Genomic DNA, 14,697 nt, shown 5'->3' on the forward strand with positions numbered 1-14,697 from the left:
AAAACTAAATATGGATGAAAACCAAAAAATGTTAGAGCAACTGCTGTGGAATATTGCCCTTCCGGGAGTTGCCCAACTCTTAAACCACAAATACGTAAAAGGCATACTATTTATTGGTTTGGAGTTCCTTGTAAACGTTCAAGCGAATTTCAACAAAGTCATTATTTTAAGTTTCCACGGTGAAATAAACCAGGCAATTGCGGAAGCTAATTATCAATGGCTAATGTTCTATCCTTGCCTGTATATGTTTGCAGTTTGGGATGGTTTTCGAGAAGCAGGAGGGGTGAAAATCCCTTATTCCTTTCTTCCTTTTGTATTTGCGGCATATCTATTAACAGTTGGAGTGATTTACTCCCCGAAGCTAAAGATATTTGGAATTTTGTTAGGTCCAATGTGGTTGCCGTTTCTCTTTCTTCCTATTGGTCTCGGCATGGGAATGGCAATAAGACATTTTTTGCTAAAAATTCGTCGAACTAGCTCGATGAATTAACGGAAAGCGATAGTTGAATAGAAATAACCCACCATAGCGTAATTATGGTGGGTTTATTTATTCCGTCACTTTATAGGGCAAGCTCCGCCCGCGCATTCTTGACCGCCGACAAGTTTCCTTGCCCCACTAGTAACGGCTATATTAAATTAATTTATCACTAATATTTTGTAATCGTATAAAATCGTTAATTAGTTGCGATTTCCTTATTTTCACCACATTCTCTAAATATAGACGGTAGGCATTTTCGATTAGCTTTGCTTCTTTAACGGGTAATCCTTGTTCAAAGTTTCTTAACCTAGATAAAGAAATACCCATTTTCTCTGCTACCTGAGTTGCCGTTACCCCTAATGACAAACGATGATTCATCAACTCAGAACCAATGTCAAACCATTTCTCGTGTTGTTCTTCAATCCATCGTTCGCGCTCTAGGCATCTTTCATCTTCGAACTCCTTCCATTCACCATCAAAGTCGTACAATTCTTCCCGCGCTAAAGTTTTAGCCATTATAACCAACCCCTTATCGTTTTTTTGGCGGCTTCCCGCCTTGTTCGCCTAACTATGTCGCCTGGGGTGGTTATTTTGTGACAGGAATAGTTGAAATTGTTCGTTGATTATCTTTTAACCCTTCAACAAAAAACGTGCCGACTTTTTCGACCCGCTCCGCCGAATTATCGCGGCTGTAACCAACGATACGGATAAGGGAAGGGTTATTGTACCCCGTTGTAAATGGCAAGTCCCACGTCGCAAATACGCGGCTTCCCGTTTCCAATCTGCCTATCTTTTCACCTCTTCGATTGTATAGGTCAACGTCCTGTACCAGCGTTGTGCCGTAGAACCCTCCGTCAACATACGAGAAATCGCCAAGCTTAAACGAATCACGACCGTTCCAGCCGTTTTCCTTTAGCGTCCAGTAAATCCAATCAACCAACGGCGATGACCGTAGAAATAAGTACCCCTTATCTAATATCGGCCGAACGTTAATGAAGTCTTCGTCCTCGTCCATCAGATACGACCGAAAAATTGATAGCGCGACTAAGCTTTCATGCTTTCCGTTTAGGAACGTCTCGACCTGAAAGAAGTTATAGCGCCGAACATTATCCTTTGGAAAGTTATCGTTTCGCTTTGTCTTTTCGTATTGGGTCGGGTCAGACAGCCAGAATAACGAACCTTGTTCCAGTTCGCCAGCTACGTTGTTAGCGCGGAAGTCAAAGTTAGGGGTCGTTCTTAATCGTTGGGTATATGGCGAATGGTACACGAACAACGTATGGTTCCCTTTCTCATAAGTTTTTGGCGACCATGTATCGGAAGCTTGGACAACGTTAAGGCGCTCGTACTGATACCAGACAAACAATACGCATAGAACTAGCCAAACCCTTTTCCATAGAACGAATCCAAAGTTCAGGTTCCGCAAACAACGCATACACCCCCGTAAAACTGGATTAGAAAAGGGACGCATTAACGTCCCTCGTCGCTTTCCCCAAGTGTGTATAATTCCGTTATTTACTACGCTTCCCCACTAGCGTAAGAGCCGCGTTTATGGCGTTGTTGGCGGTTCTGTATCGCCCTCGGTTGTTTCCGTACTACCTATCCCAAATTCCGCTTGTTTTGCTTCGATATAAGCGTTTATTTCGGATTGTAATTTCTCTCGATATTTTTCTACTGCCGCGCTTCGATTGGCCTCCAACTGTGGCTTCAATTCGTCGGATATACCTGTGAATTGGTTATTGACTGCCACATATATATTTTGGTCTTCTGTGTCGAGAGCCGATTTAATTCTCGCCATTTCGTAATCTAATAGAGTGTTGACTTCTTCCAATTCTTTGTCAATCAACGATTTAGCATTGTCATAATAAACACTAGGTGTACGATTGACAACTCGCTCATTAAATTCTTCCATTGCGGTCCCTTTTACTACATTGGCAAGGTTCCGAATAACTGACGAAATATCGACCGCTGCGCTTACTGCCGTTCCACCTATTCCCCCAACAAACAGGCTTCCAGCTACTAGCGCTATTCCGAGTTTTGTTTTAAGTATGGTCTTCAACATTCCGTTTTTCCCCCTAGGTTAGTTGTTAATGATTATCTTTTGTTTGTTCATTAACAACGGTGTAGACGATCCACCTGTAACTACACCATTTTCTATCTGACTAATAGAGTGCTTTGTCTTTCCAACGAATCCACCGATTTCTCCTTGAGTTAGATTAAGAATTGAGCGTATGACCCGAAGTGTTTTCCCATTCATCCTTACATCGTCCATCTCACTCACCCCCAATAAAATCTTCAGGCAGAAAGAGAAAAGGAAGACCGTCAAATGACGACCTTCCAGACTAAGGGTATGTGAAAGTTGGTCTGCCCGTTTTTATCGGGCTATTACGTTAATTAAACTAAATCGACAGAGTACAAGTATCGAAGAACATTTTTTTAACTTTGTCGAGACGGTACTTGTTATATCCCCATTTAGATTACTTACTACTGCGAGGGGTTAGCGAGCGATCCGCGCTAACCAATACAGATAGAGAAATTTATTGGGGGGAATCTTATGTCAGTACAAGTAATCGAAGGCAACTTAGCCGTTAAATCTCCAACGATAAGAAAAAGCCTTATATCAGCGCGAGGAAAGAGCATTTCGTTTAACCCACTGACTTGCGACAACCTTAACGAACGGCTGCGCTTCAAATATTCCGAAAAGAAAATCGACTTTATTTGGCGGGTAGAGGACGCATATAACGAAGCCCAGGAATCGCGGAATGGCTACGAACTATACCAACTGTTAAAGGACGAAATTAAGCGTAAGGCTCTGTTCTACGAAGGGAAATATTCAGGGTATCGGATAAGTCGCCATGACTTTGAATCGGCATTTATTCAGGAACTAGTTCGATTAGCGTCCAGCCCATTAACGAACCCCGAATACTTCTTTTACGAAACGTTATCCAAGGCTTTCAGGTTACGCGCTATCGACGTAGTAAGGCGTGAAACTGGACAACGAAGCAAGCAACGGCAATTTGAGAATGAAGCGATTAGGCTTGACGCGGTTAATCCGAAGGAAGTCGCAACAGCCGGTAACGAAGTCGAGGAACGTGTAACATCGAGGGTACTCGTTGAGGAAATATTGAATTGCGGCGACTTGAACGAACTGGAACGAGATTTACTCTACACAATGAAAGATAACCCTGACGCTTCCTTACGCGAACTTGGTGACAGTATTGGCGTTAATCATCCGCAAAAGGTTAAACGCTTGTTAGACGGTATTCGCGAAAAGTTAAATGACTACAACCCTTTTTCTAGCGTCGGATATACCGACGTAAGCTCCGTCAATGTCGGCGTTCGTTGACATTGACTATCGCCTTAATGTCAGCGTTTCTTGACATTGTTAATGTCGGTTAGTGCGATATATAGCGTTAGTATAATATACTACGCCCCAAGCGTTTTACATTTATATATTCGACAACTTACAGTCGAAAAAGGTTCGCTAGTCGCCTTCTGCGCGTCCGAGCTGCCGAAACTTCGCGACCTGACGTTGACACCGAAAAAACCAGTAACGTCAAGGCTTTGCAGTGATTATCCTACTGTTATTTTAGCGTCATAATCGGACATACAAAAAGCGCCCTAAACACTTGGACGCTTTACACGTTCTCCCTTTGCTTTTTCCTTTCGCGGATTAACGTTGATTTACTTATTCCCGTCATGGATTCGACTTGTGTATAGCTGTTCGTTTCCAGTAATGAAAGAGCGTGGTCTATTTGCCTACTCGTAAATTTCTTCGGACGACCTTCACGGAAGTCAGGCGATAACTTGGCGATTGCTTTACCTTCCTGCGTCCGTTCAACAATCATATCTCGTTCAAACTGCGCGAACGCGGTAAATATGTTAAATATGAGATTGCCTGTCGCCGTATTCTCGATAACACCAATATTCAGAACGTGAACACGAACGCCCTTAGCGAATAATTCCTCGATAATACTCGTAGCATCTTTAGCGGAACGAGCGAAACGGTCTAACTTCGTAACGACCAAAGTATCGCCTTCCTTCAAGCAGGAAAGAAGTGCTTTGAATTGTGGTCGGTTTGTTGACGTTCCCGTTATCTTATCGTGAAATATCTTCTCGCAACCTTCAGCTTTTAACGCTTCAATCTGTGCCGTTAAATCTTGCCCTTTCGTGCTAACTCTAGCGTAACCGTAACGCATATTAACCACCTCTTACTTTTGAATATTAGTTATGAATACGCTTGATACCTTGATTTTACTGCATTGCTTAAACGGTGTCAAAACTTTTGAATTATGGATATGGGGTCAAATAAACGTACCCTATATGGGGGGGACGGGGGTCTCTCGCCAGCGCAAAAACGGTATCAAAATTCACACGCAATTTTTCGGAAGAGTTAAGGGCATAATTCCAATGGCAATTGGATATTTTTGGAGGACATTCCCGTTTTGTGTCGAAATTATATTGTGATTAAAAAGCGGGGGTGTATCTGTGAAGTTAGCTGAATTGGTTATAGAGAATTACAGAGGAATTGGAAGCAGTCCAGTTAGAATTAAAATCGATAATATCGTTGTTTTGATGGGACGAAATAATGTTGGCAAATCAACCATACTATCTGCATACGAAGCTTTTCAATCGCAAGGTAGCGCTATGCAGAAAAAAGATTTTCATAAGGAATCCAGCGATAATCCGATTGTCATAACTGGAATTTTTTCAGAGGTAAACGGTGAGTTTTCTTCCAAATGGGTTCATAATGACGGAGAACTTGGGTACAGAGATTGTGTTAAGGCACAGTACAAATGGCACACACCCGATGTTAAAGGCGAGAAATACTCGTACAACCCTGAAACAGGTCAATTCGAGAAAGGCGGTATGGGTGGTTTTGATTCTATACTCGCAAGCCGAATACCTACTCCTATAAAAATTTCTCCACTTGACGACCCCTTAACCCTACAATCGAAAATTGTTGAGATACTCGCCGAGGCCGTTAAAAATAATATTGAAAAAGATACTGGCAAAATTGAAGGCTTATTAAAGCAAATTACTACACTAGCTGAAACAGTACATAAGGAAATCGAAGAAGAAATAAACAAGTCATGTGATTTGGTCGCAGAGGAACTAAAGAGGGTATTCCCCGATAACGATTTAATTCGTATTGAACCGAATAGCGGTAAATTTGAACCTGAGAAGTTAATTTCAGGCGGTGGAATTATTAGAGTTGGAAACCATTCTGAAAATACGCCTCTCTCAAATCATGGAACTGGATTACAAAGAGCCTTTTTATGGGCTGCAATCAAAATGCTTGCTGATACTGGACGCCACCAAATCAATAAAAAGAAGACTATCGAAGTTGGAACGCCAAAGATGCTGTTAATTGAAGAACCAGAAGCCTTCCTACATCCCAGTGCAATTAAAAGTGCGTGCGAATCACTATACACAATCGCTGAACAGAATAACTGGCAGGTTATTACGACCACACACTCCCCAACATTCGTTAACTTAACAAAAGACCACACTACAATAATTCGATTAGAAAAGGACGTTAATGAGCACACCGTCAGAACGTTTTCTACCGATAACGCTGGCTTTTCCCCTGACGATAGAGAAAATCTTAAAATGCTAAATTTCTGTAATCCTCATTTTAACGAATTTTTCTTCTCTAGTAACATCGTACTTGTAGAAGGTGAAACCGAATATTCCGTTATTAACGCCTTGGTTCAAAAAGGTTCAATTAATTTGAACGAGGATTTCCATGTAATAAACTGTTTTGGTAAAGCTAATATTGTAACGGTATGTAAAATATTGAATCACTTCAAAGTCAACTACTATGTTATTCATGATTCCGATTCGCCCAATATTAAGAGAAAAGAACATTATATTCGTAACGGAATGTGGTCTATAAATAACTCTATAAATGACGAATGCAAAGTTGGTATTAAAAACGGATTAAGGATAAAATCATTTGTTTCGGTTCCGAATTTTGAAGGGCAATACTTGGAGAAGTCAGGTGGGAATAAACATAAACCGTATGAAGCGTGGAAGTATTTCAATGAGAACGATAACGAAAATGTGAGTTCTTTTTTAGATGTACTAAAGTGCGTAAATGGGGAATTAAAGACGTGTAAATCGCAGTATAACGACCAGTATGAATTATATAAAAAGGTCATTGAATATGTCACTGCAACTGGGCTTAGTAATGACCCCCATTGGATAATCGAAGAGAAGAACAAAGAGGATGAAGCAATATAATAATAGGGAAGCCTGTTTCGGACACAGGCTTCTTTTTTAATGGATTATTTAATTAAAGACATCCCTAGAAACGAAATGTTCGTCAAGGTACTCGTCAATATAGTTCGACCCGCTACCCGTAAAGGTAACGCCATAAACGTCTTCATCAGCGCCATTCACATGAACGTCAAGGTCGTGGAATACACGATGAAGCTGGATTAGTGCGTCGGCGGATCGCCCCTTCTTCGCGAACAATAGCAACTCATTTGCGAGTTCTAGGTCTTTCCGTAAAGTGACGTTATCGGTCGCTGCTATCGCTTCGTTAACCTGTTTAGTCAGCGTAAAGTATTTGCCGTTACGCGTTCCCTCGCCAGTAAATGTCTTCCAAGCAGCGTTGTACTCCTTAACGGTCTCGTTGTCCTTCTTATATGACGGCTTATAGACGTTAATATTGCCGTAGCCTACCGCTCCGTTATAATAATCGTGTATTTCAGCGATTATCCTTCCTGTCGTTGACTTGACGCTTTCCGCTTGTTGTTCATTAGTTGAAGAAACGCCAACAACTCCGCCGCTTAACGATGCGGTTAGAATGCCTCCTAAAACCAAACTGCCAACAATTCCACCAACAACAATAGTACGTTTAATACTCATAAAGCCTAGTAAAACTCCTTTCCTTTCTTAGGCAACAATATAACAAACTGACCCAAGAAGGACAATACTTTTGCCCTAAACTGTTGTATAAATTACCCATTTTCCGTTAGAATAAAGACAAGTCTTTTATATCCCAACCAAATTGTTCACCTCTTAGAACGGTGAAACCCGACGTAAATCTAACTGACGTCGGGTCTCTTTTTATCGCTTTATCCATTTTGCAAAAATATCCATAAACGGGTTGTAGCCAGTTACTATAGTAACGACTGAACTCGCAAGACCAATTATTATAATTAAGAGATTAAGAATTTTAATGAAAAAGTTTCTAGTTAAGAAGTTGTAAGTAGCATATCTAATCAAGCCACTCCAATACAAAACAGAAATAGGTAATTGGACAAAAAACTGCACGCCTTCCCTTAGCCAGATGAACGGATTTTTAATATTATTTACAGCGTATTTATGTCGCTTGTCCAACACGCCTAAATACCGTAATAATACTTCATCTATCGTGGAAATATACGCTTTTACCTCTTCGTCCATTAAACTGTTCCAGCCGCCTAGCGAACCTTGTTTTCTCCTAATTTCAGGCAAGAGATTCACAATCAGCTGAAAATTGCTATATGCAAATTGGGAGAATGGTGGAATCCACTGTTGCGCTATACCCAATGAACCAACTTTCTCTTGCATGAGAGGAGCGTTCATTGTCAACTTCTGATATAGTCCATAATCTTCTCTTTGTTTCATTATACTTTCACAATACTCACGATAAGTATTGATATATTCAATTCCTTCCTCATGTTCTTTGGTTAAACTTCTTATATTTAGAAACAGGGAAATAACTCCAATCACCACAATAACAAGTAATGAGATTATGTAATACCACACGATAACCTGCCCCTTTACTAGCATCTACCAAAATATAATGTAATTTTATCATATAAAACAGCTGAACATACAAAAAGGCTCCTGCTTTTAACAGAAGCCATCATAATCGTATAAATTCAACTTTCCCACTTTCATAAACCCGTATCTCCCGAAATACCTTACGAAGATATTCCTGCTTACGTTCAATAGTCAATAATTGCGGTGATTCCTCTGTTAAATACTGCTCTATCGTCTCGTTCAGAATTTCCTCGTTAACTTCCTCATATTGTTGCGATTCCAAAAGCGCTATGATTTCGTCTTTTTGCTTCAACAAGCTTTCCTCATTCGCCTTCAAATCCTTTAGCTGTTCCCGTACATCGTCCTCGTCAACAACGTCCATATTATTCGTCAGGAACTTTATCAACCGCTGACGCGCTACCTTAATGCGTTCCAGTTCCGCCGTAATCCGTTCCAGTTCGTTCTGCTCATACGAAGCCTTTTCGTCTTCCTCACTCGCGACAGCGGCTTCTGCGGCTGCTTCTCCGCGCGTTACCATTAGGTTGACGAACGTTTCCCAGACGAAGTTATCTAATTCCTCACACTTGATTCGCTTACCGCAGCCGCGTTTCTTAGCGCCCGCTGTATTCTTAACGTCAGTGTATTCAGTGACGTATTTGCCCCAATTCTTACTCCGTCGCCCTGGCATCGTATTACCGCAATCCCCACAACGTACCAGACCGCTTAGAAGGTACTCACGCTTAGGGCTGCCCGCCCAGCGTCTTCTCGATTCCTTTAACAGCTTTTGAGCGTAGTCGAACGTTTCTCTTTCGATAATTGCTGGACATTGCACTGGAATCCATTCTTCACGCGGTCGTAACGTCATTGGAACCTTTTCTTTGTTCCCCCGATACTTGTTACCGAGCATTCCCTCTGTGTTCCACTTGTTATGATAGAAAACGCCAGTATAAGTTTCGTTCATAAGTATCTGACGAACGGTTTGCCGATGCCAAACGCCACCACGCTTCGTAGGAACGCGTTTATCGCTTAAATAATGGGCTATACCGTTAATACCTTTTACTCGTCCTTTCGGGTCTGTAAAGAGGTCGAATATAAGCTGGACGATTCGCGCTTCGGGTTCGTAGATTTCTAGTTCTTCCGTTTCTCGATTGAATATGTAGCCATATACTTTCACGTCTTTTACTACCTTTCCTTGTTTGGCTTTTTCTCGGCGACCGCGCGACATCCTTTCGTTTATCTTGGCTTTCTCAAACTCGGCGATAGCTCCGCGCATTTGATAAAACAGCATACCTTCAGGTGTCTTTTGATAGTCGCCATTTACGAAGATTAGTTCAGCGTGTTTTTCGATTTCTTCCGAAACTAGAAGCTGATTCATTAACTTACGAGACAGACGGTCAGGGTCGTAAATGACGACTTTATCAACTAATCCTTCCCGAATGTCCTTCCGAAGCTTAGACAGGGCTGGACGTTCGAGAAATTCGCCAGAATAGCCATCGTCAACGTATTCGATAACGTTGGTTCCGTTCCCTGCCTTATCACGACATTGGCGAACTTGGTCTTTCAGTGAATACCCGCTCTTAGCTTGTTCCTCGGTCGATACCCTTGCGTAAATTGCTATCATTCTTTATCCGCTTCTCCTTTCTGACTAAGTCCCTTATTGCGTTGTAGCATTCAGCTAGGGGTTTGTCGGTCGAATCGGATTCGATGATAACAGCGTACAGCTTAGCGGTAACAACGCCCTTATCCTTCTCCCTTCTGCTCATACAAAACGCCCCCTAAGTCCTTGTCCATGTTGGGTACGTTTGGCAATGTCGCAAGGTAGGGGGCGTTTGTGACGCTGTATGAAGTTTTTAGTATTTCCTTTCTTTCGTTTTTTCCATTTTTTACCGCACCCGATTGACCTTACAATTTCGTTTTCAATGCAGCGGGCCGCGAAGGTCGCCAGCTTCGTCCCTTTATCGGGTGAAAAGCTTTCGATCGCTTTAATTAACCCGATCGTCCCGATCGAAATCAGATCCTCCAGATCCTCGCCCGTATTATCGAATTTTTTGACGATATGGGCCACCAGCCGGAGGTTATGTTCAATAAGCATATTGCGCGACCATTGGTTCCCTTCCGCCATTTGCTTCAGGTGTTTCAGTTCCTCTTCTTCTGTCAAGGGCTGAGGGAATGCGTTGTTTTTGACGTACGAAACCAGAAGCATTAATTCCTTAATGAATAGCGCTATCGTCGCAAAAAAACCAGGCACAGCTATGTCACCCCCACGAAGTTTGGAAGCAGGAAACGCCCGTCATCGGGGCAAGCCTTTCCCTGCTCCGAATAAAAACTGCCGGCAGTCCAAAATTGCCAGCAGTTCCATCAAGCGTTACTTTAGTTTATGTGGGTAAGTGCCTATGTGTGCCTGTACGCATACAAAAGGGGATGTCCCTAGGGCAGTTTTTTACAACGTAAACATGTCGGATCAAAGTGAAATTATTAAGGATGTGATTAAACCAGTAACATTACATTTGCTAATCACTCGTGAATAATTTTGACAGGTATGGAGTTTAACCAATCAGTAACACGCATGCGATTCCGTTCTTCCACAAACCGGAAATACCATATCCCTTTTTGATCCAGCCCATAAAATAATCCCGTTCTTTCACACTTTACATACATTCAGTATGTATGTTAAAATGCAGGTATTCACTGGTAAAGGGGAATTATACAATGAAGACAGTAAGTTTCTACCCGGTCATTATGACGGAACAGGTAGCGACAACCGCAGAATTTTACCGCAAGCTGTTCGGATTTGAAGCCGTGTTCGAAGCGGATTGGTATGTCAGCCTGCGGTTGGCTAAAGAGGATCAAACCGATTTCGAGTTGGCGGTTCTCGAATCGGGGCATCCCACCGTTCCGGAGGCTTACCGTAATTCGGTTAAGGGTCTTATCCTAAATTTTGAAGTAGACGACGTCGACGCGGAATACGAGAGGCTGATCGTTCGCGAAAAGCTCCCCTTACGGCTCGAGCTCCGCGACGAAGTCTTTGGACAGCGGCACTTCATCACGAGCGATCCGAACGGGGTGTTGATCGACGTCATCAAGATCATTCCGCCTTCCGCCGAATACAGCGATCAATATCATGAGAACTTATGGGATTAACGGAGGCGGAACCGGTAAGATGACGAGATCCCTCGCTTTAAAACATTACTTCGGGATGGAGCTGGCCCAGCGTCTCTCCGGATTGATCGCGCCTCACAATCCGGTAATCACATCAACGATCTTACGAAGGATCATAAGACGGCGACGTTGGCTTGGCTTCGGAAGCGAATCGAACGAGGCGGAAAGCACAAGGGATGGATGGTTCGTAGAAGAATAAGGACGCTTGTTGCAACAGGCGATCATGAAGCTTTAGAACTCATGCGTCTTGCCGAGGCATAGCGCATCAAAGGAGAGTCAGCCATAGATGAGAAGAAACAAGGAAGAAACGTACGAAACGATTGCTTCGTTGCTTGAGGTGGCCCGAAGACACTTTACGGAGAAAGGCTACGCGGCATCTTCGATGGAAGAGATCGTCGCCGAAGCGAGTGTAACGCGCGGCGCCCTGTATCATCATTTTGGGAATAAGCGCGGCTTATTTCAAGCTGTACTGGAAGCGGTTCAGAGGGAAATCGGGGACCGGGTCGAAGCCGAGGCATCCCGAAGCGAGAATTCGTGGATACAACTGACCCTAGGTTGCCGTGCATTCGTCGCATCGGCCGTCGAACCGCGAACGAGACGCATTCTGCTCATTGACGGACCGGCCGTACTCGGTTGGGAAGCTTGGCGCAGCTTGGATGAACAACACTCCATGCGGCATCTCCGCGAGCAGTTGCAAGCCATGCAGGAACAAGGGGTTTTAAAGGCGGTACCTCTTGACGCGTTAACGCATTTCCTCTCCGGCGCGTTGAACGAGTCGGCATTGTGGATCGCGGAAAACCCGAAGGATCGCTCGATAGAAGAAACGATGTCCGTAATCTCGCATTGCCTCGGCGGCTTCATTAACGATGAAGATCCCAAAGAAGCTGAATCGTGATTTTGCTGGCTGGTATCATGTTTGTGTCCACAATATTTATCATTGCCCTTGTTGCATGCGAAGAAAAGAGAATGCGCCTTTTGGCATCGTCGACTTGATCGATGCCCCGTTCTGCTCGGCGACGATCCATGCGCCGGCTATCTCGTGTACCTTCAACTCTCCTGCATGATACGCTGTATCTATTTCAATCACCCCTTAATTAACCATCATTATGTCCATAAGGGTATATAGATTTATTCTTTTAATATTCAAACATAACTTTTGGGTATTAAATCCGCTGAACACTTCATTCCTAGACGTTATAATGGTCCCAAGCCATCAAATTTCTAATATCCGGAGTTGTTCCGTTCTGGAACACAATAGGAAAAGGGCCTATCAAACGTGCGTACGTTTGACAGACCCTTCTATCAGCGTTCTTTATTCGTTTACTCCCGTTGTTTTTGCCGCTCCAAGAACGCCGCTACCTTCATGCGATTGCCGAATGCATTTTGACTGCACCTGCGTCGCGTCGCATTGCGACTTTGATCGTAAAAGAGGAGCTCGCATTCCGGATTTTCACATTTCTTCACAAGTTCCGCATCGCATGTACTGAAGAAGTCGACCGCCGCCTCCGCGATCGGGGCAAGCAGCTCTCAGCAAGAACTTCCGATCCGTAACGAACCCTTGTCCGTCCTGTCGCCTTGTGAGCTTTGTCGTTACAACCCGCTCCTCCAGCAATTTATTGATCGGTGCGATTCCGTCCGTAACGTCGCCTCCCGACTTGTCCGCGACAGTCCCGATCGTTTTTACTTTTATATATGAACAATATATACAATATGTATTTTGGTCTCAAGTGCAAGTACGAGTTGCTTCAACTCGCCTTCACACTCGATTACGCCACAAGTACGCGCCTTACTTCCTTGTCCGCGCATACGAAACGGGTGTCTTCTTAACGGTGGTTCGTGTTCACAACGTTTGCCAGTATAAACACGAAGCGATGTAAAATGGAAATAAAAAAAGCCTCTAACACGAGGCTCCCGATGGGATTATTTCAGATCTGACTGTTTAGTATTCAACCACTAACCTTCAAGCATCCATCGAGTAACGCTTCTGGAACCTCAGGCAATAGTTTTCCAGCTCACGAAACGGTATCTGATAACAAACCAGATCATTCACGAAATGACGTTCAGAACCCGGTAAAAGAATACATTTAGAGAAGAGCCTGTTCCCCTCTGCTTGATCCTCTTTAACCCAAAACTGAACCCTCTCGACTTCCTTGCAACCCTCTTTGATTCTGACTAGCAGCGCCAGCAGCACTTGAACGAACAAGGTTTGCCGCCGATGTTCAGGACGCAGATAGAAAACCTCCACTTGGCAGATGTGGCGATCCTCATAGGCGTTAGCACCTGTCCCATATACGAAACCGACAGCTCCAACAAGATCGTAATCCTCTTCCGAGAGAATCAACATCGCCTTGCCGAAAAGGAGCGGACTACTCAGAAAACTAAGCTTCACCGCAAAAGGATACGGCAGATTCAACTCCGCATGGTGCCGGAGCAGAAACTTCATGTAACCCTCGTAGTCCAGCTCTGTGCTGCATGGTCGGCATAAGTATAGCATTACTTCGCCGGCTGTGGTTGTGGTTGCAATTGTGGCTGTGCTCTTAAAGTATCATTGAGTATAGCAAACCTTCCTAACTTACCGCCGGTTTTCTTATCGATGTTGGGTGGTGGTACAAACATAGGTCATCCTCCGTTTTTAATAATGATTTTTTTCTTATTGTGATTGTACTCTAAATAAACGCATTAAGATAGACTTAATTTGGTGTATTCTGACACAAAATACGGTTTCCTCTCCAAGTGCACTTTCCTGAGTGTGGCTGGCGTGGGCAAATTTGGAATATAACCTGCATAAATAAGTGTTTTCCGATAAGGCATTTAATCTAAGTTCACGTACATCCGGATGTGCCTCGGTGATTAACTCAACCATATAATACAGAGACTTAACAAAAAGGCGTGTCCCCCTGTAGGCTCTAGCCATAATAGCAAAGTTGACAAAGGCGACTTCCGTATCCTCAAAATTTTTGTCAGGCGTTCCGTGATAGTAAGTCATCATGCCGAGAACCCGATTGTCCTCATCCGTAATATAAATCAAATGACCTTGTGTAATATGGGAACATAACAGACTGACTATATCCAAGGTGCCAAAAGAAGGATGTAATGCGTGTCTGTTCTCAATGGCGAATAAACTGGCTTTAGCCAAGGCCTCATCACTAGTACAACGTTTGATATAGGTTGTCATAAGGAAACTCCCATCATATAAGTGTCGTTGCTTTTCATCCAATTTCGCTCGATTACCGGTACGTTTCATGTACTTATATAAGTAAGGCTTAGCTTCGTTTATATGGGTAATCGCCTGTATATTCGTCTTT

General features: G+C 43.3%; 16 protein-coding genes and 1 pseudogene. 6 read left to right on the top strand and 11 right to left on the bottom strand.

What is annotated here, in order from left to right; all coding sequences use genetic code 11:
- Positions 1-10: 10 nt before the first annotated feature.
- Entirely contained in the window at positions 11-490 is a 480-nt protein-coding gene (locus tag GQS10_RS02000) for a hypothetical protein (protein ID WP_166238908.1), read from the top strand.
- Positions 491-631: 141 nt separating this feature from the next.
- Here the strand turns inward: GQS10_RS02000 and GQS10_RS02005 are convergent, their stop codons facing one another.
- The 3 genes from GQS10_RS02005 to GQS10_RS02015 all read right to left on the bottom strand — a co-directional run bounded on the left by GQS10_RS02005 (position 632) and on the right by GQS10_RS02015 (position 2,537).
- Positions 632-994 carry a helix-turn-helix domain-containing protein gene (locus GQS10_RS02005; protein ID WP_166238484.1) on the bottom strand — a complete coding sequence of 121 codons (363 nt, stop codon included), beginning with the start codon at positions 992-994 and terminating at the stop codon, positions 632-634.
- Positions 995-1,064: 70 nt separating this feature from the next.
- On the bottom strand, positions 1,065-1,841 hold the full coding sequence (locus GQS10_RS02010) for a hypothetical protein (RefSeq protein ID WP_166238486.1): 777 nt from the start codon (positions 1,839-1,841) through the stop codon (positions 1,065-1,067).
- A gap of 183 nt (positions 1,842-2,024) precedes the next feature.
- The gene (locus GQS10_RS02015) at positions 2,025-2,537 is read right to left on the bottom strand and encodes a hypothetical protein (protein ID WP_166238488.1); all 513 of its coding nucleotides are present in this window, start codon (positions 2,535-2,537) and stop codon (positions 2,025-2,027) included.
- 492 nt (positions 2,538-3,029) lie between these two features.
- Here GQS10_RS02015 and GQS10_RS02020 point away from each other — a divergent pair, with 492 nt between their 5' ends.
- The gene (locus GQS10_RS02020; RefSeq protein ID WP_166238490.1) at positions 3,030-3,821 is read left to right on the top strand and encodes a hypothetical protein; all 792 of its coding nucleotides are present in this window, start codon (positions 3,030-3,032) and stop codon (positions 3,819-3,821) included.
- A 292-nt stretch (positions 3,822-4,113) separates the two neighbouring features.
- Here the strand turns inward: GQS10_RS02020 and GQS10_RS02025 are convergent, their stop codons facing one another.
- The gene (locus tag GQS10_RS02025; protein WP_166238492.1) at positions 4,114-4,674 is read right to left on the bottom strand and encodes a recombinase family protein; all 561 of its coding nucleotides are present in this window, start codon (positions 4,672-4,674) and stop codon (positions 4,114-4,116) included.
- Between the two features lie 289 nt (positions 4,675-4,963).
- On the opposite strand from GQS10_RS02025, the gene GQS10_RS02030 reads away from it, so the two are divergent.
- A complete protein-coding gene (locus tag GQS10_RS02030) occupies positions 4,964-6,721 on the top strand; it encodes an AAA family ATPase (RefSeq protein ID WP_166238494.1) in 1,758 nt (585 codons plus the stop codon).
- Positions 6,722-6,769: 48 nt separating this feature from the next.
- On the opposite strand, the gene GQS10_RS02035 is transcribed toward GQS10_RS02030, so the two are convergent.
- The 4 genes and pseudogenes from GQS10_RS02035 to GQS10_RS02050 form a co-directional block, all read right to left on the bottom strand.
- Complete coding sequence (locus GQS10_RS02035) at positions 6,770-7,351, bottom strand: hypothetical protein (RefSeq protein WP_166238496.1); 582 nt, start codon at positions 7,349-7,351, stop codon at positions 6,770-6,772.
- A 201-nt stretch (positions 7,352-7,552) separates the two neighbouring features.
- Positions 7,553-8,236: a hypothetical protein gene (locus GQS10_RS02040; RefSeq protein WP_166238498.1), complete on the bottom strand. Its 684-nt coding sequence runs from the start codon at positions 8,234-8,236 to the stop codon at positions 7,553-7,555.
- Between the two features lie 100 nt (positions 8,237-8,336).
- Positions 8,337-9,854: a recombinase family protein gene (locus GQS10_RS02045; protein WP_166238500.1), complete on the bottom strand. Its 1,518-nt coding sequence runs from the start codon at positions 9,852-9,854 to the stop codon at positions 8,337-8,339.
- Positions 9,855-10,103: 249 nt separating this feature from the next.
- Positions 10,104-10,481, bottom strand: a pseudogene (locus GQS10_RS02050) (sigma-70 family RNA polymerase sigma factor); the annotation flags it as partial.
- 461 nt (positions 10,482-10,942) lie between these two features.
- Between GQS10_RS02050 and GQS10_RS02055 the strand changes: the two are divergent.
- The 3 genes from GQS10_RS02055 (at position 10,943) to GQS10_RS02065 (ending at position 12,287) form a co-directional block, all read left to right on the top strand.
- The gene (locus GQS10_RS02055) at positions 10,943-11,374 is read left to right on the top strand and encodes a VOC family protein (RefSeq protein ID WP_166238502.1); all 432 of its coding nucleotides are present in this window, start codon (positions 10,943-10,945) and stop codon (positions 11,372-11,374) included.
- A gap of 19 nt (positions 11,375-11,393) precedes the next feature.
- On the top strand, positions 11,394-11,591 hold the full coding sequence (locus GQS10_RS02060; RefSeq protein WP_207952095.1) for a hypothetical protein: 198 nt from the start codon (positions 11,394-11,396) through the stop codon (positions 11,589-11,591).
- Positions 11,592-11,678: 87 nt separating this feature from the next.
- Entirely contained in the window at positions 11,679-12,287 is a 609-nt protein-coding gene (locus GQS10_RS02065; RefSeq protein WP_166238506.1) for a TetR/AcrR family transcriptional regulator, read from the top strand.
- Positions 12,288-12,712: 425 nt separating this feature from the next.
- Here GQS10_RS02065 and GQS10_RS23765 read toward each other — a convergent pair whose 3' ends face one another.
- The 3 genes from GQS10_RS23765 to GQS10_RS02080 all read right to left on the bottom strand — a co-directional run bounded on the left by GQS10_RS23765 (position 12,713) and on the right by GQS10_RS02080 (position 14,567).
- Positions 12,713-12,856, bottom strand: a complete 144-nt coding sequence (locus GQS10_RS23765; protein ID WP_166238508.1) for a CGNR zinc finger domain-containing protein — start codon at positions 12,854-12,856, stop codon at positions 12,713-12,715.
- 496 nt (positions 12,857-13,352) lie between these two features.
- Positions 13,353-13,835 carry a hypothetical protein gene (locus GQS10_RS02075; protein WP_166238510.1) on the bottom strand — a complete coding sequence of 161 codons (483 nt, stop codon included), beginning with the start codon at positions 13,833-13,835 and terminating at the stop codon, positions 13,353-13,355.
- Positions 13,836-14,042: 207 nt separating this feature from the next.
- Positions 14,043-14,567 carry a hypothetical protein gene (locus GQS10_RS02080; protein ID WP_166238511.1) on the bottom strand — a complete coding sequence of 175 codons (525 nt, stop codon included), beginning with the start codon at positions 14,565-14,567 and terminating at the stop codon, positions 14,043-14,045.
- Between the last annotated feature and the right edge of the window lie 130 nt (positions 14,568-14,697).

This window comes from Paenibacillus turpanensis (genome assembly GCF_011421635.1).
In the GTDB taxonomy this organism is placed as follows: Bacteria; Bacillota; Bacilli; order Paenibacillales; family YIM-B00363; genus Paenibacillus_AK; species Paenibacillus_AK turpanensis.